Source organism: Paracoccus aminovorans, from assembly GCF_001546115.1.
Taxonomy (GTDB): Bacteria; Pseudomonadota; Alphaproteobacteria; order Rhodobacterales; family Rhodobacteraceae; genus Paracoccus; species Paracoccus aminovorans_B.
The window spans coordinates 775,473-797,532 of sequence record NZ_KQ955208.1; the positions used below are offsets into that span (position 1 = coordinate 775,473).

The following is a 22,060-nucleotide window of genomic DNA, read 5'->3' on the forward strand; positions in this document are numbered from 1 at the left end:
AAAACCCGGACCCGCTAGGCTAACGTGCCGCAAAAGACCGTGGCGATCCGGGAATCGCGCGAGTGGACAGGAGTGACAGTTTGATCGAAGTCAGTTTTTCAGCCCATACGGGTGGTCCGGCCGCGCCTCGGTCCGGCGTTCTGGCCTCGCGCGTGGCGCGGATGGCGGTTCTGGGCGCGGTGCTGCTGGTTTCCGCCTGCGGCCTGCCGCGTTCGGGCCCGACCAAGAACGAGATCATCTCGGGCTCGGTGGAAAAGGGCGGCAGCACCCATATCGTGAATGTGGACGACCGGGTGAACCGCGCCGCGAACTATTCGCCCGCCTATGGCTTCTCGTCGGATTTCCGCGCCGCCGGCCAGGTCGGCGCCGACGAGGTGCGTCCGGGTGACGTGCTGGGCCTGCAGATCTGGGAAAACGTCGATGACGGTCTGCTGGCCTCGATGGGGCAAAGCTCGACCGCGCTGACCGAACTGCAGGTGGACAGCCAGGGCTATATCTTCGTGCCCTATGCCGGCCGCATCCGCGCTGCCGGCAACAGCCCCGATGAGCTGCGCCGCATCATCACGCAGAAGCTGGAAAGCCAGACCCCCGATCCGCAGGTCATGGTGACGCGCGTCGCCGGCGACGGTGCCACCGTCTCGGTCATGGGCAAGGTGAACGCGCAGGGCGTCTTCCCGATCGAGCGTCCGACCCGGACGCTGTCCTCGATGCTGTCCAAGGCCGGCGGCGTGTCGATCGAGCCCGAGATCGCGGTGGTGACCGTGAAACGCGGCAATTCCAGCGGCAAGGTCTGGCTGCGCGACCTCTACTCCAACGCCCGCAACGACATCGCGCTGCGCCCCGGCGACGTGATCCTGGTCGAAGAGGACGAGCGCAGCTTCACCGCGCTTGGCGCGCTTGGCGGCCAGACCAAGGTGCCGCTGGGCAATGAGCAGATCAACGCCATCGAGGCGGTGGCCATGGTCGGCGGCCTCAGCACCACCCTGGCCGATCCCAAGGGCGTGTTCATCCTGCGCGACGAGCCGCAGGCGGTCGCCCGCGCCGTGCTGGGCCGCAACGACATCTATGGCAACCAGCGCGTCGCCTATGTGCTGGACCTGACCAAGCCGGACGGCATGTTCCTGGCCCGCGACTTCATCATCCGCGACAGCGACACCGTCTATGTGACCGAGGCGCCCTTCGTGCAGTGGCAGAAGACGCTGAACTCGATCCTGACGCCGGTCGGCCAGGTCGGGTCCGTGGACAGCTCGTTCCGGTAGGCGGATGGATCCTGACGACAAGGCCGCCGGGGAGACCCGGCGGCTTTTCATATTCAACGGCGGTTTCCTGACCCGGCCGCGCCTGCGCCGCATGCTGACGCTGGCCGGCTGGGTGCCGCGGCTGGGCCTGCCCGGACCCGGCGATGCGGTGGGCATCTGGGGCAACAGCCCGACCGCCTGGCGCGGCCGCAGCGTCGCCGCCCGGCGCGGCGCCCGGCTGGTGCATGTCGAGGACGCCTTCCTGCGCTCGGTCCTGCCCGGGCGGGCGCGCGGGCCGGTCGCCCGGCGCGGTCCCATCGGTCTGCTGATCGACCCGGTCGGGCTGCATTTCGACCCCGGCGCGCCGTCGCTGATCGAGACGCTGGTGCAGGACCCGGCCACCGCCGCGCTGCACGATGCCGCCGGCACCGCCATCGCCCGGCTGATCGCGGCCGATCTCTCGAAATACAACGCGCATCTGCCGGAGCTGGCGCCGCCCGCGCCGGGCTATGTGCTGGTGATCGACCAGACCCGCGGCGACGCCTCGCTGCTGGGGGCAGGCCGGGCCGATTTCCTGGCCATGCTGGCCGCCGCGCGGGATGAAAACCCCGGCCTGCCGCTGGTGATCCGCACCCATCCCGAGACCAGCGCCGGTCTGCGCCCCGGTCATTTCAGCGCCGCCGACCTGCGCCCGGGCGAGGCGATCTGCGACGCAGCCGTGTCGCCCTGGCGCCTGGTGCAGGGCGCGGCGCGGGTCTATGCTTGGTCCTCGCAGCTTGGTTATGAGGCGATGCTGGCCGGCCAGCGGCCGCGCATCTTCGGCCAGCCCTTCTATGCCGGCTGGGGCCTGTCGGACGACCAGCACCGCTTTGCGCGCCGCAGCCCGGCGCCGATCCAGGCACTGTTCGCGGCCAGCCACCTGCGGGCGCCGGTCTGGTATGACCCCTGCCTGGACCGGCTGACCGATTTCGACGGCGCGCTGCGCCAGATCGAGGCCGAGGCCCGCGCCTGGCGCCAGGACCGCAACGGCCATCTGGCGCTTGGCATCCGGCTGTGGAAACGGCCCTTCGTCGCGCGCTTTTTCGGCAGCGGCAAGGGCGTGCGCTTCACCGCGACACCCGGTCCGCGGGTGACGATGGCCTGGGCCAACCGTGCCGCCGCCGTGCCCGCGGCCCTGCGGATCGAGGACGGCTTCATCCGCTCGCGCGGCCTGGGCGCGGCGCTGGTGCCGCCGCTGTCGCTGGTGGCGGACGACCTCGGCATCTACTACGCCCCGACCGGCGAGAGCCGGTTCGAGCGGCTGATGGCCGAGCCGCTGCCGCCGGGCGGGCGCGAGCGGGCGCTGGCGTTGGCCGAACAGCTGCGGCGCGCGGGCGTGACGAAATACAACCTCTCGGGCGCTTTGCCGGTGCTGCCCGCCGGGCGGCGCATCCTGGTCCCGGGCCAGGTCGAGGACGACGCCTCGATCCGCCTTGGCGCCGGGGCCGAGCGCACGAACCTCGCGCTGCTGGCGCGGGTGCGCGCCGAAAATCCCGATGCGGTGCTGATCTACAAGCCGCATCCCGATGTCGAGGCCGGGCTTCGTCCTGGCCTGATCCCCGAGGCCGAGATGCGCCGGCTGGCCGATGTCGTGGCCCATAACGCCGGGGCCGATGCGCTGATGGCCGCGGTCGACGAGGTCTGGACCATGACCTCGACCCTGGGCTTCGAGGCGTTGCTGCGCGGCCTCGCCGTCACCACGCTGGGCGCGCCCTTCTATGCCGGCTGGGGGCTGACGTGCGATCTGGGCCCGGTGCCGGCGCGGCGCCAGGCGCGAGGCGACCTGGCCGGGCTGATCCACGCCGCGCTGATCGCCTATCCGCGCTATTTCGATCCGCCGAGCCGCCTGCCCTGCCCGCCCGAAACCGCCGTGGCGCGCCTGACCGACCCCGGTTTCGCCGGCCAGGCGGGGCCCTCGATCCGGCTCCTGGCCAAGGCCCAAGGCGCGCTCAGCACCCACGCCTGGCTGTGGCGGCGCTAGCCGTTGCAGGCATCGCTGATGGGAACCATTGCTGTGATACTGGCGGCGGAGCCGCGGATGCTTGCTCTACGGCTTCTGCATGCGGCCTCATCCGCGACGTAAGCTGGGCGGCGTCTGGCAGGGTGAACAGGTCGGAAGCCGGATGCTCATGCGCCAGGCCATGACCTCGAGAGGTCAGAACCGGTCCGAGCGGATAAGCGCGCGGCCGAAGAATGGCGGCACCTGACCGGGCCAATGCGCTAGGACCGAGCCTCGCCCGACCCAGCCGCTTGCAAGCATCTTCCTCGGCAAGGCCCGCCCGCAGGAAATTCGAGCATTTCAAGCGTCTTGCAGATGCCCCGTGGTCGCGTCGTCAGGGAAGCATTCGCCCGCCGGCAGGTCGCGTCATGCCGCCCCGAGACCGGCGGTCGCAAGCTGCTTCCATCGAGCGAGAAGCCTGGTCCTCCGTCCATAACAATTCTCTGGACTGGCCGAAATCAGGTCAGGAAGCTCTGTTACGAGCGCCGATCACGCCCCGCCATCATCCTCGGCGCGCAGCCAGCGATGCAGGATGTCGCCGCCCAGCCGGCGCGTCTCGACCAGGCGAAAGCGCGGCGCGTCGGCCAGCCGCTGCAGCCCCAGCGCCGCGACGCCGGCGCGACCATCGCCACCCAGCACCAGGCCGGCGGTATGGCCGATCAGCTGGTCGACCAGCCCGGCACGCAAGAGGCTCGCGGCCAGCACGCCGCCGCCCTCGCAGAACACCCGCGTCAGCCCGCGCGCGCCGAGTTCGGCCATGAAACCCGCCGGTTCGCCCGAGACCTGCCACAGCGGCCCATGGTCCGGCCCCTCGGCCGGCAAATCCGGCAGCGCCCGGCCCGAGACCACGATGCGCACCGGCTGCCGGACCGGGCCGAAGCCGCGCACGTTCAGGCCGGGGCGGTCGGCCCGCGCCGTCTCGCCGCCGACCATCACCGCGTCATGGCTCAGCCGCAGGGCATGGACATGGCGGCGCGCCTGCGCGCCGGTGATCCACTGGCTTTCACCCGAGGCGGTGGCGATGCGGCCGTCGAAACTGCCGGCCAGTTTCAGCGTCAGCATCGGCCGGCCGGCGGTGATGCGGGTCAGGAAACCGCGCTGCGCTTCGCGCGCCTCGGCGGCGCAGACGCCTTCCGTCACCGCGATGCCGGCGGCGCGCAGGATGGCATGGCCGCGCCCCGCCACGCGCGGGTCGGGATCGGTCAGGGCGCTGACCACGCGGGCAACGCCGGCGCGAACCAGCGCCTCGGCGCAGGGCGGGGTCTTGCCATGATGGGCGCAGGGCTCCAGCGTGACATAGGCGGTGGCGCCGCACGCGGCCGCGCCGGCCTGGGCCAGCGCCATGACCTCGGCATGCGGCCGGCCGCCGGGCTGGGTCCAGCCGCGCCCGACCACCCGGCCGTCCCGCACCAGCACGCAGCCCACGGCCGGATTGGGCCAGGTATTGCCCAGACCGCGCCGGCCCAGCGCCAGCGCGTGCCGCATGGGACGGGCGTCGTTCACGCTTCGGCGCCGCCGGGGCGCAACTCGCTGACGAACTTGTCGAAATCGTCGGCGGCCTGGAAGTTCTTGTAGACGCTAGCAAAGCGCACATAGGCCACGGTGTCGATCCGCGCCAGCGTCTCCATCACGATCTCGCCGATGACCTTCGAGGGGATGTCGGTGTCGCCGAGGCTTTCGAGCCGGCGCACGATGCCCGAGATCATCTGGTCGATGCGCTCGGGGTCGATCGGGCGCTTCTGCATGGCGATGCGGATCGAGCGCTCCAGCTTGGCGCGGTCGAAATCCTCGCGCCGGCCGCTGGACTTGACCACGACCAGGTCGCGCAGCTGCACGCGCTCGTAGGTGGTGAAGCGCCCGCCACAGGCCGGGCAGAACCGCCGCCGCCGGATCGCCACGTTATCCTCGGCCGGACGCGAATCCTTGACCTGGGTATCCACATTCCCGCAGAACGGACAGCGCATCCCTTGTTTCCCTGAAGCCCCAAACCCCCGTCACTATAGGCGGCCCCGAACCACTTGGGTAGTGCGATGATGCAGCCACAAGATCGGGGGCGGCGGCGCGGGCTCGGCACTGCCACTCGCGTCTCGACAGGCCGCGGCGGGCGGTGCAACATGCGCCGCAATCGGCCGAGAGACCGGCCGAGCCAAGCGGAGGAAACCATGAAGAACAAGAACCAGTTCGACCGGCGCGGCTTTCTGACCCGGGCCACGGTCGGCGGTGCGGCGGCGGCGGCCGGGACCGCGCTTGCCGCCCCTGCCATCGCCCAGGAGATGCCCGAGATCAAGTGGCGGCTGACCTCGTCCTTTCCGAAGTCGCTCGACACGATCTATGGCGCCGCCGACGAGCTGTCGCGCCGGCTGAAAGAGGCGACGGGGGGCAAGTTCGTCATCCAGCCCTTTGCCGCCGGCGAGCTGGTTCCGGCCTTGCAGGCCGCCGATGCGGTCAGCGAGGGTTCCGTCGAGGTCTGCCACACGGTCGGCTATTATTATTTCGGCAAGGATCCGACCTGGGCGCTGGGATCGGCGGTGCCGTTCTCGCTGTCCGCGCGGGGCATGAATGCCTGGGCCTATCATGGCGGCGGCACCGACCTGTACAACGAATTCCTGGCCGACAAGAACATCCACGCCCTGCCCGGCGGCAATACCGGCGTGCAGATGGGCGGCTGGTTCCGCAAGGAAATCAAGACCGTGGACGACCTGAAGGGGCTCAAGTTCCGGGTCGGCGGCTTTGCCGGAAGCATTCTCGAGCGGCTGGGCGTGGTGCCGCAGCAGCTGGCCGGCGGCGACATCTATCCGGCGCTGGAAAAGGGCACGCTGGATGCGACCGAATTCGTCGGACCCTATGACGACCAGAAACTGGGCTTCGTCAAGGTCGCGCCCTATTACTATTATCCCGGCTGGTGGGAGGGCGGTCCGACCGTCCATTTCATGTTCAACAAGACGGCCTGGGAGAGCCTGCCCGAGAATTACAAGTCGCTGGTGACGTCGATCTGCCAGGGCGTCGATGCCGACATGCTGCAGAAATACGACTACAAGAACCCCACCGCGATCAAGCAGTTGGTGGCCGAGGGCGCGCAGTTGCGGCCCTTCTCGCCCGAGATCCTGGAGGCGTGTTTCGAGGCCGCGAACGCGGTCTATACCGAGCTGGACGGCTCGAATCCGGGGTTCAAGAAGATCTGGGATTCGATCAAGGCGTTCCGGCACGACTATTATACCTGGACGCAGATCGCCGAGTACAACTATGACACGTTCATGATGCGCCAGCGCAACGCGGACAAGATTTAAGCCTTGCAAGACAACGGGTAAGGCGGGGCCTTGGGGGCTCTGCCCCCCGCGCCTGGCGCGCCCCTCGATGGGGCGCGTCAGGCGCTCCCCCGGGATATTTCTGCACCAAAGAGAATATGCGGGCCGGGTCAGAACCGCAGGCCGACCGAGAAACTGGCGCCGTCGGTGCCGATGCCGAAGCTGGCGGCGCCGAGGCTGAGACCGATCAGGGCGCCGGTCCAGACCTGCTCGGGCGTGTGCTCGCCGGCGTGGAGGCGGCTCCAACCGGTCAGGCCGGCGGCGCCATAGGCGGCGGCTCCGGCCAAGGGTTTGTCATTGAAGCATTTTCCGGCCAGGTCCGAGGCGCCGAAGAAGGCGGCCGCGGTATGGCCGGAGGGGAAGCCCTTGCCTTCGCCCGAGGGCCGGCGCGAGATCGGCTGGCCGTCGAAATAGGCCTTCATGCCCCAGACCAGCGCGGCTTGCAGCACGCCGCGGACGGCGAAATCTTCCAACCGGTCCTGGTCGGCGGCGCAGGCGGCGGCGGCGAGCGGCAGGCCGTATTTCATCGCCGTGCCGAATTGCTCGAACGGGTCGGCCGAAGCGGGCGCGGCGGTCAGGGCAACGGCCAGCAGGGCCGCGCAACGGCTGCGCGCGTTGCGTGACGCAACAGTGCGGGACGCAAAGCCGCCAGGCCCAGCAATTGCTGGGGTTTCGGCTGTGACCGCCGTGCAGCACCCGTGCACCGTGCGTACACCGGGCGTACACCGCCGGGGCGTCATGCGTGAGCCTCGCCCAGGCGGATCACCCGGTCCATGCGCGACGCCAGATCGAGGTTATGCGTCGCGATCAGCGCCGAGAGGCCGGTGTCGCGCACCAGCGCCATCAGCACGTCGAAGACCTTGTCCGAGGTCGCGGGATCGAGGTTGCCGGTCGGCTCGTCCGCGAGCAGCAGCGCCGGGCCGTTGGCCAGCGCCCGGCAGAAGGCGACCCGCTGCTGCTCGCCGCCCGAGAGCTGCGCCGGGCGGTGGCCGGCGCGATGCGCGAGACCCACGCGCTCCAGCAGGTCGGCAGCCCGCGCCCGCGCGGCACGGTCGGAGCTGCCGTTCGCGAGCTGCGGCAGGATGATGTTCTCGGCCGCCGAGAATTCCGGCAGCAGGTGGTGGAACTGATAGACGAAGCCTAGCGAGACCCGGCGCGCCTCGGTGCGGGCGCGGTCGCCCTGCCCGCTGAACTCGCGGCCGTCGATCAGCACCCGGCCCGAGTCGGCGGTGTCGAGAAGCCCGGCGATATGCAAGAGCGTCGACTTGCCGGCGCCGGAGGGGGCGACCAGCGCCACCACCTCGCCCCGCGCCACCGAAAGCGACAGGTCCGAGAGCACCGGCACCGGCGCCGGGCCGCCCTTGCCATAGGTCTTGCAGATGCGCTCGAGGGTCAGCACGTCATTCATAGCGCAGCGCCTCCACCGGGTTCATGCGGGCGGCGCGGCGGGCCGGGAAGATGGTCACGCCGAAGGACAGCACCAGCGACAGCGCCACGGCGCGAAAGATGTCCCAGGCGCGCAGCTCGCCATGCAGCGCATAGATGCCGCGCACCTCGGGCTGCCAGGCATTGCCGCCGGTCAGCCAGTTCAGCGCCGCCATGATGTGATCGACGTTCAGCGACAGCGCCACGCCCAGCACCACGCCCACCGCCGTGCCGATGATGCCGGTGAAGGCGCCGCAGAGGAAGAAGACCCGCAGCACCGCGCCTTGCGTCAGCCCCATGGTGCGCAGGATGCCGATGTCGCGGCCCTTGTTCTTGACCAGCATGATCAGGCCCGAGGTGATGTTCATCGCCGCGATCAGGACCAGGATCGACAGGATCAGGAACATCACGTCATCCTCCATGTCGAGCGCCGAGAGGAAGCTCGACGAGGCGTCGCGCCAGCTCCAGACCTGGGCGCGCTCGCCCGCGGCCGCCAGCAGCTCGGGCGTCCAGCGGTCGACCTGCTCGGGGTCCGCGACATAAACTTGGATCTCGTCGGCGAGGCCGTCGCGGTTGAAATAGCTCTGCGCCTCGGCGAAGGGCATGTAGATGCGGGTCTCGTCGATGTCCCAGCGCCCGGCCGAGAAGATATAGGTCACCGGATAGGTCTCGACCCGGGGCGTGGTGCCGACGGCGGTCTGCGCCCCCTCGGGCGAGACCAGCTGGATGCTGTCGCCGACCGCGACGCCCAGGGTGCGGGCCAGGCCGATGCCGATGGCGACGCCCTTGTCGTAATCCGCGATGTCGCCCATGGCGCGGTCGGGATCGACCACGCCGGGCAGCGCCTTCAGCGCCTCGGCGCTGAGGCCATAGACGTCGCCCAACCCGCTGGCGCCGCCCTGTGCCGCCATGACCTTGCCGCGCACCGCCGGGTCGGCCCGGGTCACGCCGGGAAGCGCCGCGATCTTTTGCGCCAGCGCGTCGTAATCCTGGATGGTGCCGGGGGTGACATAGGTTTCCTCGGTCAGCTCGTTATAGACCTGGCTCGGGTAATACATCACCGTGGTATGCGGGTTGGCGCCCAGGAGCGTGTCGATGAAATCGGCGCGAAAGCCCGCGCGCACCGACAGCGTGGCGATCAGCGCCATGACGCCCAGCGCGATGCCGATCAGGCTGATCCAGGTCATGACGCTGACCCCGCCCTCGGCCCGGCGGGCGCGCAGGTAGCGCCAGGCGATCAGGAATTCGTAACGGGAAAACGGGCGCGGACTGGCCATCTGTCACCTTGGTTCTGCTTGCGCCTGATTGGCGACTCTGGCGCGGCAATGCAAGCCAACAAACCCGTGACGGCGCGGGCTTGCGGCGGGTGGCCGCCGTGCTAGCTTTGGGGCGAGAGAGGAGCGGCGATGCGCGATCCCGAAATCCGTCCGGCCGGGCCGGGCGACGTGGCGCCGGCGGCGCGCATCGTCGCTGATGCCTATGGCCGCTATGTGGCGATGAACGGGCTGGTGCCCGGGCCGATGCGCGACGATTACGCCGCCCGGCAGCGCGAGGGCGTGCTGTGGGTGCTGGACGATGGCGCGGTGCGCGGGGTGCTGGTGCTGATCCCGGGCGCGGGCCATCTGCTGCTGGACAATGTCGCCGTCGATCCGACTGCGCAGGGCCAGGGCTATGGCCGGCTGCTGATGGATTTCGCCGAAAGCCAGGCCCGGCGGGCGGGGCTGCCGGTGGTGCGGCTTTATACGCAGGAGATCATGGCCGAGAACATCGCGATCTATGCCGCAAGGGGGTATGTCGAGACGCATCGCGCCACCGAGCTGGGCTTGCGGCGGGTCTATATGGAAAAGCGGCTATAAGGGCCCGTTTACAAAGGACCGGGACGGCGTTCCTCGGACAGCATGACGTTCGCCTCGACCTGGCCGACGCCGGGCAGGGTCATGATGCGGCGGCGCAGGATGCGTTCGAAATCGGCGATGTCGCGGGCGGTGATGCGCAGGCGATAGTCGAACTGGCCCAGCACGTGCTGGACCACTTGCACCTCGGGGATGGCGGTCACGGCGCGCTCGAAATCCTCGAGGCTGGTGCGGCCCTTGGCGGCCAGGCGGATGCCCAGGAAGACGGTGACGCCGAAGCCGAGCGCGGCGGTATCGACCAGGATGCGGCGGCCGGCGATGATGCCGGCATCCCGCAGGCGCTTGATCCGGCGCCAGGCGGCGGGCTGGGTCAGGCCCAGATCGCGCCCGATCTCGGCCGCGCCCAGCGTGGCATCGGCGGCCAGCAGGCGCAGGATGGCCAAGTCGGTGGCATCGGGCGTCACAGCGGCAGCTCCTGGCGGTCCTTGATGTTGCTGACCAGCATCAGCGCGTCGCTGTCCGAGACATGCGGCAGGGTCAGGATGCTTTCGCGATAGATCTGCTGCCAATGCGCCATGTCGCGGGCGATGACCGACAGCCGCAGGTCGACCGAGCCGAGGAAGGTCTGGATCTCGGTCACCTCGGGGACGCGGCGGGCGGCGGCCTGGAATTCGTCGAAGGCGCGGGGGTGGGTCTTGTCCAGGGTGAAGCGCAGGCTGACCTGGACCTCGTAGCCGAGCTTGCGCCAGTCGATGCGGCTTTCGGTGGCGCGGATCACGCCGGTCTGGCGCAGTTTTTCCAGCCGGCGCCACAGGCTCGCCAGGGTGACGCCGGCGCGGCTCGCCAGTTCGGCATTGCCGAGGTCGGGCTCGGCGAGAAGCTGGCGCAGAATGCGGCGGTCGGTGGCGTCGGGCATGATTTTTTCACTCTGACGGGTATCTGATTATTATCTTCGCCACATCGGGAAAGAAAGCGCGAAGATTGCACGGAACACGCTGGGCGGCTTTGCTACAACCCTCTCAGCGAAATGGAGGGAGTTTCCGATGCGCGTTTACTATGATCGCGATTGCGACGTGAACCTGATCAAGGACAAGAAGATCGCCATGCTGGGCTATGGCAGCCAGGGCCACGCCCATGCGCTGAACCTGCGCGATTCGGGTGCCAAGAACGTCGTCGTGGCGCTGCGCGAGGGCTCAAGCTCGGCCAAGAAGGCGGAAGCCGAGGGGCTGAAGGTCATGGGCATCGCCGAGGCCGCCGCCTGGGCCGACCTGATCATGTTCACCATGCCCGACGAGCTGCAGGCCGAGACCTACAAGAAATACGTGCATGACAACATCCGCGAAGGCGCTGCCATTGCGTTCGCGCATGGCCTGAACATCCACTTCGGCCTGATCGAGCCGAAAAAGGGCGTCGATGTCATCATGATGGCGCCGAAGGGCCCCGGCCACACCGTGCGCGGCGAATACACCAAGGGCGGCGGCGTGCCCTGCCTGTTCGCAGTCCACCACGACGCCACCGGCAAGGCGCAGGACCTGGCGCTGAGCTATTGCTCGGCCATCGGCGGCGGCCGCTCGGGCATCATCGAGACCAACTTCCGCCAGGAATGCGAAACCGACCTGTTCGGCGAGCAGGCCGTGCTGTGCGGCGGCCTGGTCGAGCTGATCCGCATGGGCTTCGAAACCCTGGTCGAGGCCGGCTACGAGCCGGAAATGGCCTATTTCGAGTGCCTGCACGAGGTGAAGCTGATCGTGGACCTGATCTACGAAGGCGGCATCGCCAACATGAACTACTCGATCTCGAACACCGCCGAATATGGCGAGTATGTCTCGGGCCCGCGCATCCTGCCCTACGAGGAAACCAAGAAGCGCATGAAGGAAGTCCTGACCGACATCCAGACCGGCAAGTTCGTGCGCGACTTCATGCAGGAGAACGCCGTCGGCCAGCCGTCCTTCAAGGCGACGCGCCGCATCAACGACGAACACCAGATCGAGAAGGTCGGCGAGAAGCTGCGCGCCATGATGCCCTGGATCAGCAAGGGCAAGATGGTGGACAAGGAGCGCAACTGAGCGCCCTGCCCCAAGGAAAAGCCCCGCCGTCTGGCGGGGCTTTTTTATTTCAGGATACGCCTTGCGCCGCTTGCAGCCGGGCGATGGCGCGCTGTTCGTCGCCGGCCGTGTAGCCCGCCTTCAGCAGCCGCACCAGCTGCGCGGTAAAGGCCGGGTCGGTGGTCTGCAGCGCCGCGATCTGCTGGTCGGTGAGCAGGGCCACATATTCCAGCGCCACGTCGTCGCTGTCGGTGAAATGCGCCTTTTCCAGCCGGTCGAAGATCGCGCGCAGCCGGCGCGTGTTGGTGCCGAGCCCGGCGCAGAACTTCGCCAGCCCCTTTTCGTCCATGTTCACCGTCATGCCCCAGCCGCCGGTGCGGAAGCGGTTGACGACGAATTCGCCGTCCTGCTCGACATAATTGCTGAAGCCATGCGCGACCTTGAAGCCGACCTTCGAGCTCGACAGGTCCATGGTCAGGTCGAGGAAGCTGACCGGGTCGAAGGTATAGGCGTTGTTCACGCGGTTCAGCCCGACCGGCCAGCCGCGCGCGGGCGAGCCGAAACTGTTCACCTCGAGCCCCCGCACCGAGCCGGCGCCCTTGACCAGTGTCACCGCCGACAGCGCGTTCGAGGTCACCAGGTTGCCCTGGCTGTGGCAATAGATCGGCGCGCCGAGCATGCCGCCGGGCTGGCCGATCAACAGCGCAAACAGCGATTGCGCCGCCGGGTTGCCCGAAAGCATCTCATGCGCAAAGGTTTCCTTGGTCAGCATCGGGCGCTTTTCGCGTTGCTTCTGCCAGACCTGCTCGAAGAAGGCGATCCAGTTGGTGTTGTGGTTCAGGTTCGAGGTCTGGACCTGCGTCAGCTTCGCCTTGTCGGTGATACATTGGAACAGGTCGGTCCAGAAACCGTCCTTCTTGTTGTAGACGCCGAAGACCGGGCAGCCCAGCATCAGGGACAGCGCCTCGGCGCTGGCGCGATGGTCGGCGCCGCTGTTCAGCATGCCGTTGACGAAGATCACCGGCCGGGTCGGGTTGAACCAGCTTTTATTTTGCACCTCGGGCGAGACATAGCGCGTCACCGCCCCGTCCGCGACGGGCGTGGCGCCCTGCGCGATGGTTGGAAATTGCATTCTGAACCTCCTGAACGAATCGGCCCTGGGCCAGCTGAAAAATCATTCCTCGAGCACCTCCAGCACCCCCGGCACCACCCGCAGCGCCTGGCGCGCGGGCGTGGTCAGGGGGGCATCGGCGGCGATCTCGATATCGACCAGATCGTCGCCGTCCTTGAGCCGCAGTGCGATCGGGCCGCGCGCCCGGGCCGGCGCGTTCACCTCGGCCAGGATGCGGGCCAGGGCGTCGGCGATGCCAGGAACAGCATCGACGCCGGCGATCTCGACCGCAAGCCGGTTCGCGCCGGCATCGGCGACGTATTGGTCCAAGGGCGTGACGCCGCGCGCCAGCAGCTTCACCTGCTCGCCCGAGGGTTCGACCTGCACCTGCAAGACGACGTTCTCGCCCGGCTCCAGGTGCTGGCGATGGGCGTCGAGCGTGTCGGAGAACACCGTCACCTCGTAAAGCCCGGTCGGATCGGAAAGACCGACGAAGGCGAAGCGGGTGCCGCGGGCGGATTTCTTTTCCTGGCGGAAGGCCACGGTGCCGGCCATCGAGGCGACCAGCGCGCCATCCGCCGCCGCCTGCGTCACCTCCGAGAGCGTCTGCACGTTCTTGCGGCGCAGCGCCGGCTGATAGTCGTCGAGCGGGTGGCCCGAGAGGTAGAAGCCGATGGCGGCGTGCTCCTCGCCCAGCTTCTCGGCCGGCATCCAGATCGGCGCCGGCACGGGCCGCGGCGGCGGCAGATCCTCGCCCCCGCCGAAGAGCGAGCTTTGCTGCGAGGCCGCGGCTTCCTGCACCGCCGCCGACCAGGCGACGAGCCCGTCGAGCGACTTCAGCACCCGGGCCCGGTTCGGCTCCAAGAGGTCGAAGGCGCCGGCGCGGGCCAGCATTTCCAGCGGGCGCTTGCCGACGCGCTTCATGTCGACGCGGCGGGCGAAATCGTGGAGGTCGCGGAAGGGTGTCGGCCCGCGTGCCTGGGTGATCAGCCGCATCGCCTCGACGCCGACGCCCTTCAACGCGCCGAGCGCGTAGTGGATGCGGCCCTGATGCACGCTGAATGTGGCATCGGAACGGTTGACGCAGGGCGGCACGGTCTCGATCCCCATCCGGTCGGCCTCGCGTTTATAGATCGCCAGCTTGTCGGTCAGATGAATATCGCAGTTCATCACCGCGGCCATGAATTCGACCGGGTGGTTGGCCTTCAGCCAGGCGGTCTGGTAGCTGACCACGGCATAGGCGGCGGCGTGGGACTTGTTGAAGCCGTAGTTCGCGAATTTCTCAAGCAAGTCAAAGACCTCTCCGGCCTTCTTCTTGTCGATTCCCTGCGCCGCGCAGCCATCAACGAACTTCGGCCGCTCCTTGGCCATTTCCTCGGCGATCTTCTTGCCCATGGCGCGGCGGAGCAGGTCGGCGCCGCCCAGGGAATAGCCGGCCATGACCTGGGCGATCTGCATCACCTGTTCCTGGTAGACGATGATGCCCTGGGTCTCGGCCAGGATGTGGTCGATGGTGGGGTGAATGGATTCAAGGGGTTTCAGCCCGTTCTTCACCTCGCAATAGGTCGGGATGTTCTCCATCGGGCCGGGGCGATAGAGGGCGACCAGCGCGACGATATCTTCGATGCAGGTCGGCTTCATGCGCCGCAGCGCGTCCATCATGCCCGAGCTTTCGACTTGGAACACCGCCACGGTGCGGGCGCTGGCGAACAGCTCGTAGCTGGGCTTGTCGTCCAGCGGGATCAGGTTGATCTGGTTCTCGGCCCCCGGCGCGGGCTGGTAAAGCTGGCGCCCGTCGGCGGCGACATGCAGCGGCCGGCCGCCGGTATTGATCAGGTCGACGGCATTCTGGATCACCGTCAGGGTTTTCAGGCCGAGGAAGTCGAACTTGACCAGCCCGGCCTGCTCGACCCATTTCATGTTGAACTGCGTCGCCGGCATGTCCGAGGCCGGGTCGCGGTAAAGCGGCACCAGCCGGTCCAGGGGCCGGTCGCCGATCACCACCCCGGCGGCATGGGTAGAGGCGTTGCGCAAGAGCCCCTCGATCTTGGCGGCATAGTCCAGCAGGCGGGCGACGACCTCTTCCTTGGCGGCTTCGCGCAGGCGCGGTTCGTCGGCCAGGGCCTTGGTGACGCTGACCGGCTTCACGCCCTCGACCGGTATCATCTTCGACAGCCGGTCGACCTGGCCGAAGGGCATCTGCAGCACGCGGCCGACGTCGCGCACCGCCGCCTTGGACAGAAGCGCGCCGAAGGTGATGATCTGTCCGACCTTGTCGCGGCCGTATTTCTCTTGCACGTATTGGATCACCTCCTCGCGGCGATCCATGCAGAAGTCGATGTCGAAGTCGGGCATCGAGACCCGCTCGGGGTTGAGAAACCGCTCGAAGAGCAGGCTGTAACGGATTGGATCCAGGTCGGTAATCGTCAGCGCATAGGCGACGAGGCTGCCCGCGCCCGAGCCACGGCCCGGCCCGACCGGGATGCCGTGGTCCTTGGCCCATTTGATGAAATCGGCCACGATCAGGAAATAGCCCGGAAAGCCCATCTGCTCAATGATGCCAAGCTCGAAGCGCAGGCGTTCCTCGTATTCCGCGACGGGCACGGCATGGGGAATGACCGCGAGCCGGGCGCGCAACCCGTCCCAGGCCTGGCGGCGCAGCTCCTCGACCTCGTCATCCGCGAAGCGCGGCAGGATCGGCTTGTGCTTCTTGACCGCGAAGGCGCAGCGGCGGGCGATCTCGACGGTATTCTCCAACGCCTCGGGCAGGTCGGCGAACAGCGTCGCCATCTCGGCCTGGGACTTGAAGTAATGCTGCGGCGTCAGCCGGCGGCGCGGCGCGGTCTGGTCGACATAGGCGCGTTCCGAGATGCAGATCAGCGCGTCATGCGCGGCATAGAGATCGGGCTTGGGGAAATAGACGTCGTTCGTCGCCACCAGCGGCAGGTCGAGCGCATAGGCAAGCGCGATCAGCCCCGGCTCGGCGGCCTGCTCCTCGGGGACCGGCCGGCCCTCGGCGTCGTGGTGGCGCTGGAGCTCGACGTAAACCCGGGTCGGGAAGGCGGCGGCGAGCCGTTGGGCCAGCGCGCGCGCCTCGGGCACGCGGCCTTGCGCGACCAGCAGGCCCAAGGGGCCCAGCGCGCCGCCGGTCAGGCAGATCAGCCCCTCGGCATGGGCCTCCAGCTCGTCCAGGGTGACATGGGGCAGCGCGGCATCCTCGCGCAGGTAGAGGCAGCTCGACAGCTGCATGAGATTGAGCCAGCCTGCCTCATTCTGCGCCAGCAGCACCACCGGCGCCGTCACCTCGGCCGCGAGCGTCACCTGGCAGCCGATGATGGGCTGCACGCCGTATTCCTGGGCCTTGACCGAGAATTCCAGCGCCGCGAACAGCGCGTTGGTATCGGTCAGCGCCACCGCGGGCATGCCGTTTTGTGCTGCAAGATCAGCAAGTTTCTTGACGGGCACCGCGCCTTCCAGCAGGGAATGCTCGGAATGGGTGCGCAGGTGGATGAATCGCGGCAGGTTTTCGGTCATGGCGGCAATCTAGGGCTGACCTGCCCGATTGTGCAATTGCCACTCGGCGGAAAGCCGCTAAGACTGGGCGAAAAACGACAGGGGCGCATCGTGACCGATGTTTTCCAGGCCGAGGGCTTGGGCAAGACCTATCCCGGCGTGCGCGCCAATGACGCTGTCAGCTTTGCCGTCGGCCCGGGCGAGATCCACGCCCTGCTGGGCGAGAACGGCGCCGGCAAGTCCACGCTGGTCAAGATGATCTATGGCCTGGTGCGGCCCGACGACGGCGCGATGACGCTTTTGGGCGCCCCCCACGCGCCGGCCGATCCGCGCGCGGCGCGGGCTGCCGGCGTCGCCATGGTGTTCCAGCATTTTTCGCTGTTCGACGCGCTGACCGTGGCCGAGAACGTGGCGCTGGGGATGGAGAACCCGCCGCCGCGCACCGACTTGGCCCGCCGCATCGCCGAGGTCAGCCAGGCCTATGGCCTGCCGCTGAACCCCGCCCGCCGCATCGCCAGCCTGTCGGCGGGCGAGCGGCAGCGGGTCGAGATCATCCGCTGCCTGCTGCAGGATCCGCGCCTGCTCATCATGGACGAGCCGACCTCGGTCCTGACCCCGCAGGAGGCCGAGATCCTGTTCGCCACCCTGCGCCAGTTGGCCGCGCAGGGCACGGCGATCCTGTATATCAGCCACAAGCTGGACGAGATCCGCACGCATTGCGACCGCGCTACCATCCTGCGCCACGGCAAGGTGGTGGGCACCGTCGATCCGCGCGCCCATTCCGCGCGCGAACTGGCGGCGATGATGGTCGGGGCCGAGATGCGGGTCGTCGACCGTTCCGGCCGGGTGCCGGGGGCCGAGATCCTGGCGGTCTCGGGCCTGTCCGCCGCGGGGCTGCGCGGCGTCTCGCTGACGCTCCGCGCGGGCGAGATCCTGGGCATCGGCGGCGTCGCCGGCAACGGGCAGGAGGCGCTGCTGGCCGCGCTGTCGGGCGAAGAGCCGACCGCGCCGGGCACCGTGGTCATGGACGGCACCGACCTTTCCGCCATGGGCCCCGAGGCGCGGCGCCGGCTGGGCCTGCTGGCCGCGCCCGAGGACCGGCTGGGCCATGCCGCCGTGCCCGAATTCTCGCTGGCCGAGAACACGCTCTTGACCGCCGGCGCGCGGCAGGGCCTGGTGCGGCACGGGCTGGTCGACCACGGCGCGGCGCGGCGCTTTGCCGAAGCCGTGATCCGGGCCTTCGACGTCCGCACCCCCGGCCCCGGCACCGCCGCCGGGGCGCTGTCGGGCGGGAACCTGCAGAAATTCGTCATCGGCCGCGAGGTCCTGGGCAAGCCGCGCGTGCTGGTCGTCAACCAGCCGACCTGGGGCGTCGATGCCGGCGCGGCCGCGCAGGTCCGGCAGGCGCTTCTGGACCTGGCCGGCAACGAGGCCGGGGTAATCGTCATCTCGCAGGACCTGGACGAACTGCTGGAACTGTCCGACCGCTTCTGCGCCCTGAACGAGGGCCGGCTGTCGGCACCGCGCCCGACCGAGGGCCTGAGCCTCGAGGAGATCGGGCTGATGCTGGGCGGGGCGCATGGCATGGAGGTGGCGCATGTTCCGGCTTGAGCCGCGCGCCAGCGCGTCCCTGGGCTGGCAGATCGCCACGCCCGTGCTGGCCGTGCTGGCCACCATGCTGGTCGGCGGCATCCTGTTCGCCGCCATGGGCTTCGACCCGCTGGCCGCGATCCGCACCATCTTCTGGGATCCGCTGTTCGGCCCCGCGAGCGGCTATTCGCGGCCGCAGCTGCTGGTCAAGGCCGGGCCGCTGATCCTGATCGCCTGCGGGCTGGCGCTGGGGTTCCGCGCCGGGATCTGGAACATCGGCGCCGAGGGGCAATACATCATCGGCGCGATCTGCGGCGCGGCCGTGGCGCTGGCGGCCTATCCGCTGGACGCCTTCTGGATCTTTCCGGCGATGATCCTCGCCGGCGCGGCGGGCGGCTGGGCCTGGGGCATGATCCCGGCGCTGCTGAGGAACTGGTTCGGCGCCTCGGAAATCCTCGTCTCGCTGATGCTGGTCTATGTGGCGCAGAAGATCGCCGCCTGGATGGCCTTCGGCCCGATGAAGAACCCCGAGGGCTTCAACTTCCCCGGCTCGCGCAACCTGCAGCAATACGAGGCCGCCGCGAACCCCGAGCTGATCGCGGGCAGCGGCCTGCATTGGGGCGTGGTCGCGGCCGGGGTGGCGCTGGCGCTGACCTGGTTCGTCATGTCGCGCCATATCCTGGGCTTCCAGATCCGCACCGCCGGCGCCGCGCCGCGCGCCGCGCGCTTCGCCGGCGTGCGCCCCGAGCGGCTGGTGGCGCTGTGCCTGGGCGTCTCGGGCGCACTGGCCGGCCTGGCGGGCCTGTTCGAGGTCGCGGGGCCGGCGGGCCAGATCACCGAGAGCTTCGGCTCGGGCTATGGTTTCACCGCGATCATCGTGGCCTTCCTGGGCCGGCTGCACCCCCTGGGCATCCTGCTGGCCGGGCTGCTGATGGCGCTTACCTATATCGGCGGCGAACTGGCGCAGATGATGCTGAACCTGCCCGCCGCCACGGTGCAGGTGTTCCAGGGCATGCTGCTGTTCTTCCTGCTGGGTTTCGACATCCTGACCCGCTATCGCATCCGGAGGCGCGCATGATGACCGTCCTGATCCTGCTGATGGGCGCCGCGACGCCGATCCTGTTCGCGGCCCTGGGCGAGTTGGTCGTCGAGCGCGCCGGCGTGCTGAACCTGGGCGTCGAGGGCATGATGATCGGCGGCGCGCTGGCCGGTTTCGCCGCCGCCCATGCCACCGGCAGTCCGGCGGTCGGCTTTGCCGTGGCGGCGCTGGCCGGCGCGGCGCTGTCGATGCTGTTCGCGGTGATGACGCAATACCTGCTGTCGAACCAGGTCGCGACCGGCCTCGCGCTGGTGCTGTTCGGCCTGGGCCTGACCGCGATGTTCGGCAAGCCCTACGAAGGCGTAAAGGCGCCGGCGATGATGGCCGGGCCGCTGGGATTGAACGGCATGATCTGGCTGGGCCTCGCGCTGGTGCCGGCGGTGTGGTGGGGCCTCACCCGTACCCGCCCCGGTCTGATCCTGCGCGCGGTGGGCGAAAACCACGATGCCGCCCATGCGCTTGGCTATCCGGTGCGCCGCGTCCGCATCCTGGCCATCGCCTTCGGCGGCGCCATGGCGGGGATGGGCGGGGCCTATGTCTCGATCGCCACCGTGCTGCAATGGACCGAGGGCATGACGGCCGGCGCCGGCTGGATCGCGCTCGCCATCGTGGTCTTTGCGCAATGGAACCCCTGGGGCGTCCTGGCCGGGGCCTGGCTCTTCGGCGGCGTCACCGTGCTGCAGCTGCGCCTGCAGGCGGCCGGGGTCGCGGTGCCGGTGCAACTGCTCAGCATGGCGCCCTATCTCGCCACGATCCTCGTGCTGGTGCTGATCTCGGCCCGGCAGAAATTCGGCCGCTCGGGCGGGGGATCTGCCCCTGGCTCGCTCGGGCGGTCCTTCCACGCGCTGCGCTAGCGCCTTTTTCAGGAGACCCGGATGAAACGCAGAACCCTTCTTGGCAGCGCCGCCGCGCTGGTCGCCGCCTCGGCCCTGCCCGCCCTTGCCCATGGGGAAAAGCTGAAGGTCGGCTTCATCTATGTCGGCCCGGTCGGCGACGGCGGCTGGACCTTCCAGCATGACCTCGCCCGCAAGGCGGTGCTGGAAAAATACGGCGACCGCGTCGAGACCACCTTCATCGAATCGGTCCCCGAGGGCGCCGATGCCGAGCGCGCCATCACCCAGTTGGCGCTGTCGGGCCACAAGCTGATCTTCACCACCAGCTTCGGCTTCATGGACGCGACGGTGAACGTGGCGAAGAAATTCCCCGACGTGAAGTTCGAGCACGCCACCGGCTACAAGACCGCCGAGAACCTGGCGACCTATGACGCCCGCTTCTACGAGGGCCGCGCCGTCATGGGCACCATCGCCGGGCGCATGACCAAGTCGAACAAGATCGGCTATATCGGCTCGTTCCCGATCCCCGAGGTCGTGCAGGGCATCAACAGTTCCTACCTGCACGCCAAGAAGGTGAACCCCGATGTCGAGATGAAGGTGGTCTGGGCCTATACCTGGTTCGACCCGGCGAAAGAGGCCGATGCCGCCGCCGCCCTGATCGCCGAGGGGGTGGACGTGATCCTGCAGCACACCGACTCGACCGCGCCGCTCGCCAAGGCGCAGGAGGCCGGCGCCATCGGCTTCGGCCAGGCCAGCGACATGGCGGCCTTCAAGCCGACGCCGCGCGTCTCGTCGATCATCGACAACTGGGCGCCCTATTACATCAAGCGCGTCGGCGCGGTGCTGGGCGGGACCTGGACGTCGCATTCGGTCTGGCTGGGCATCGGCGAGGGCGAGGTCGAGATCGGCGAGATCACCGAGGCCGTCCCTGCCGAGGTCAAGGCCGAGGCCGAGGCGCTGAAGGCGAAGATCGCCTCGGGCGAATACCACCCCTTCACCGGCCCGCTGAAGAAGCAGGACGGCAGCGACTGGCTGGCCGAGGGCCAGACGGCCAGCGACGAGGACCTGCGCGGCATGAACTTCTATGTCGAGGGCATCACCGCGCCGATGCCGAAGTGAAAACCGAAACGGGGCCGAAGCCGGCCCCGTCTTTCCGCCTCTGGCGCGGCGCCTATTCCAGGTGGCTTTCCATGAACCACAGGTCCTTGTCCGCCGTGCGCGAGGCGGCAGTGAACAGATCGGCGGTATCGGCGTCGCCGGCCTCGTCGGTGGTGTCGATGGCCTCGCGCACCTTCTTGCCGTAATCGCGCATCCGCTCGCAGACCGCCTTGATATGGTCCTCGGCCTTGGTCAGGTCGGTCGGATATTCCTTCAGGGTGCTGGCCTTGGCCACCTTTCTCGACCGTGCCGACGGCGACGCCGTCCAGCACCTGCACGCGCTCGGCCATGGTGTCGACATGCACCTGCAGATTGGCAAAGACGGTGTCGAACAGCTCATGCACGGCGATGAAGTTGCGGCCCTTGACGTTCCAATGCGCCTGCTTGATCGCGGCCGACAGCGCCACGGCATCGGCAAGGCGCGCGTTCAGTTCGGCGATGGCGGTCTTGCGGGCATTGTCGCTGAGACCCTGGATGTTGACTGCCATGAGGCACTCTCCTTTCTTCAGGTTCGCCGCCTAAACGGGCGGAAGATGCCGGCAGTTCCGCGAAAACAAAAAGAAAAGGCGGCGCTTCCGCATCGGAAGCACCGCCCCTGGAACCAGTCCCCGGAAGGGATCAGACCGCGCCCTGAATGAACTTCACGGCATCGCCGAAGGTCTGGATGGTCTCGGCGGCATCATCCGGGATCTCGATGCCGAATTCCTCTTCGAACGCCATGACCAGTTCCACGGTGTCCAGCGAGTCGGCGCCGAGATCGTCGATGAACGAGGCGGTCTCGGTCACCTTGTCCTCATCGACACCCAGGTGCTCGACGACGATTTTCTTCACGCGATCAGCGATATCGCTCAT

The 22,060-nt window shown here is 68.5% G+C and carries 20 protein-coding genes and 1 pseudogene; 9 read left to right on the top strand and 12 right to left on the bottom strand.

The genetic code is table 11. The features are described from left to right. Positions 1 to 161: 161 nt before the first annotated feature. Entirely contained in the window at positions 162 to 1,259 is a 1,098-nt protein-coding gene (locus ASV56_RS04025; RefSeq protein ID WP_172823756.1) for a polysaccharide biosynthesis/export family protein, read from the top strand. 4 nt (positions 1,260 to 1,263) lie between these two features. Then, entirely contained in the window at positions 1,264 to 3,258 is a 1,995-nt protein-coding gene (locus tag ASV56_RS04030; protein WP_062560882.1) for a capsular polysaccharide biosynthesis protein, read from the top strand. Between the two features lie 507 nt (positions 3,259 to 3,765). Here the strand turns inward: ASV56_RS04030 and ribD are convergent. Together ribD and nrdR are read right to left on the bottom strand one after the other, a co-directional pair. After that, the gene (ribD, locus tag ASV56_RS04035) at positions 3,766 to 4,761 is read right to left on the bottom strand and encodes a bifunctional diaminohydroxyphosphoribosylaminopyrimidine deaminase/5-amino-6-(5-phosphoribosylamino)uracil reductase RibD (protein ID WP_062560883.1); all 996 of its coding nucleotides are present in this window, start codon (positions 4,759 to 4,761) and stop codon (positions 3,766 to 3,768) included. Between the two features lie 14 nt (positions 4,762 to 4,775). Beyond that, a complete protein-coding gene (nrdR, locus tag ASV56_RS04040; protein ID WP_062560884.1) occupies positions 4,776 to 5,240 on the bottom strand; it encodes a transcriptional regulator NrdR in 465 nt (154 codons plus the stop codon). Between the two features lie 198 nt (positions 5,241 to 5,438). Here nrdR and ASV56_RS04045 point away from each other — a divergent pair, with 198 nt between their 5' ends. Continuing rightward, complete coding sequence (locus ASV56_RS04045) at positions 5,439 to 6,563, top strand: TRAP transporter substrate-binding protein (RefSeq protein ID WP_018000443.1); 1,125 nt, start codon at positions 5,439 to 5,441, stop codon at positions 6,561 to 6,563. A 128-nt stretch (positions 6,564 to 6,691) separates the two neighbouring features. Here ASV56_RS04045 and ASV56_RS04050 read toward each other — a convergent pair whose 3' ends face one another. The 3 genes from ASV56_RS04050 to ASV56_RS04060 form a co-directional block, all read right to left on the bottom strand. Continuing rightward, positions 6,692 to 7,108, bottom strand: coding sequence for a phosphatase PAP2 family protein (locus ASV56_RS04050; RefSeq protein WP_062560885.1), 417 nt, complete (start codon positions 7,106 to 7,108; stop codon positions 6,692 to 6,694). A gap of 209 nt (positions 7,109 to 7,317) precedes the next feature. Further along, positions 7,318 to 7,989 (bottom strand): ABC transporter ATP-binding protein, encoded by a 672-nt coding sequence (locus ASV56_RS04055; protein WP_062560886.1) that lies wholly within the window; start codon positions 7,987 to 7,989, stop codon positions 7,318 to 7,320. Continuing rightward, complete coding sequence (locus ASV56_RS04060) at positions 7,982 to 9,283, bottom strand: ABC transporter permease (protein ID WP_062560887.1); 1,302 nt, start codon at positions 9,281 to 9,283, stop codon at positions 7,982 to 7,984. The genes ASV56_RS04055 and ASV56_RS04060 overlap by 8 nt, the downstream gene beginning before the upstream one ends. 129 nt (positions 9,284 to 9,412) lie before the next feature. Here ASV56_RS04060 and ASV56_RS04065 point away from each other — a divergent pair, with 129 nt between their 5' ends. Further along, positions 9,413 to 9,862 (top strand): GNAT family N-acetyltransferase, encoded by a 450-nt coding sequence (locus ASV56_RS04065; RefSeq protein ID WP_062560888.1) that lies wholly within the window; start codon positions 9,413 to 9,415, stop codon positions 9,860 to 9,862. An 8-nt stretch (positions 9,863 to 9,870) separates the two neighbouring features. Here ASV56_RS04065 and ASV56_RS04070 read toward each other — a convergent pair whose 3' ends face one another. Next, positions 9,871 to 10,323 (bottom strand): Lrp/AsnC family transcriptional regulator, encoded by a 453-nt coding sequence (locus ASV56_RS04070; protein ID WP_062560889.1) that lies wholly within the window; start codon positions 10,321 to 10,323, stop codon positions 9,871 to 9,873. Beyond that, positions 10,320 to 10,775, bottom strand: a complete 456-nt coding sequence (locus ASV56_RS04075) for an Lrp/AsnC family transcriptional regulator (RefSeq protein ID WP_062560890.1) — start codon at positions 10,773 to 10,775, stop codon at positions 10,320 to 10,322. The genes ASV56_RS04070 and ASV56_RS04075 overlap by 4 nt, the downstream gene beginning before the upstream one ends. Positions 10,776 to 10,902: 127 nt before the next feature. Here ASV56_RS04075 and ilvC point away from each other — a divergent pair, with 127 nt between their 5' ends. After that, positions 10,903 to 11,925: a ketol-acid reductoisomerase gene (ilvC, locus tag ASV56_RS04080; protein WP_062560891.1), complete on the top strand. Its 1,023-nt coding sequence runs from the start codon at positions 10,903 to 10,905 to the stop codon at positions 11,923 to 11,925. Positions 11,926 to 11,974: 49 nt separating this feature from the next. Here the strand turns inward: ilvC and ASV56_RS04085 are convergent, their stop codons facing one another. Together ASV56_RS04085 and dnaE are read right to left on the bottom strand one after the other, a co-directional pair. Next, positions 11,975 to 13,036, bottom strand: a complete 1,062-nt coding sequence (locus ASV56_RS04085; protein ID WP_062560892.1) for a hypothetical protein — start codon at positions 13,034 to 13,036, stop codon at positions 11,975 to 11,977. A 42-nt stretch (positions 13,037 to 13,078) separates the two neighbouring features. Then, positions 13,079 to 16,549 carry a DNA polymerase III subunit alpha gene (gene dnaE, locus ASV56_RS04090; RefSeq protein WP_062560893.1) on the bottom strand — a complete coding sequence of 1,157 codons (3,471 nt, stop codon included), beginning with the start codon at positions 16,547 to 16,549 and terminating at the stop codon, positions 13,079 to 13,081. Positions 16,550 to 16,639: 90 nt separating this feature from the next. On the opposite strand from dnaE, the gene ASV56_RS04095 reads away from it, so the two are divergent. Genes ASV56_RS04095 through ASV56_RS04110 form a run of 4 tightly spaced genes read left to right on the top strand, consistent with a single transcriptional unit; the run spans position 16,640 to position 21,169 of the window. Further along, positions 16,640 to 18,139 (top strand): ABC transporter ATP-binding protein, encoded by a 1,500-nt coding sequence (locus ASV56_RS04095; RefSeq protein ID WP_062560894.1) that lies wholly within the window; start codon positions 16,640 to 16,642, stop codon positions 18,137 to 18,139. Beyond that, positions 18,126 to 19,196 carry an ABC transporter permease gene (locus ASV56_RS04100; protein ID WP_062560895.1) on the top strand — a complete coding sequence of 357 codons (1,071 nt, stop codon included), beginning with the start codon at positions 18,126 to 18,128 and terminating at the stop codon, positions 19,194 to 19,196. Before ASV56_RS04095 ends, ASV56_RS04100 begins: the two co-directional genes overlap by 14 nt. Then, complete coding sequence (locus ASV56_RS04105; RefSeq protein WP_062560896.1) at positions 19,193 to 20,071, top strand: ABC transporter permease; 879 nt, start codon at positions 19,193 to 19,195, stop codon at positions 20,069 to 20,071. Before ASV56_RS04100 ends, ASV56_RS04105 begins: the two co-directional genes overlap by 4 nt. 21 nt (positions 20,072 to 20,092) lie before the next feature. After that, positions 20,093 to 21,169, top strand: coding sequence for a BMP family ABC transporter substrate-binding protein (locus tag ASV56_RS04110; protein WP_062560897.1), 1,077 nt, complete (start codon positions 20,093 to 20,095; stop codon positions 21,167 to 21,169). Between the two features lie 52 nt (positions 21,170 to 21,221). On the opposite strand, the gene ASV56_RS24320 is transcribed toward ASV56_RS04110, so the two are convergent. The 3 genes and pseudogenes from ASV56_RS24320 to ASV56_RS04120 form a co-directional block, all read right to left on the bottom strand. Then, on the bottom strand, positions 21,222 to 21,443 hold the full coding sequence (locus tag ASV56_RS24320) for a ferritin-like domain-containing protein (RefSeq protein WP_253879865.1): 222 nt from the start codon (positions 21,441 to 21,443) through the stop codon (positions 21,222 to 21,224). 64 nt (positions 21,444 to 21,507) lie between these two features. Then, positions 21,508 to 21,696 (bottom strand): annotated as a pseudogene (locus tag ASV56_RS24325) (ferritin-like domain-containing protein); the annotation flags it as partial. 130 nt (positions 21,697 to 21,826) lie between these two features. Then, positions 21,827 to 22,060, bottom strand: coding sequence for an acyl carrier protein (locus tag ASV56_RS04120; protein WP_010397399.1), 234 nt, complete (start codon positions 22,058 to 22,060; stop codon positions 21,827 to 21,829).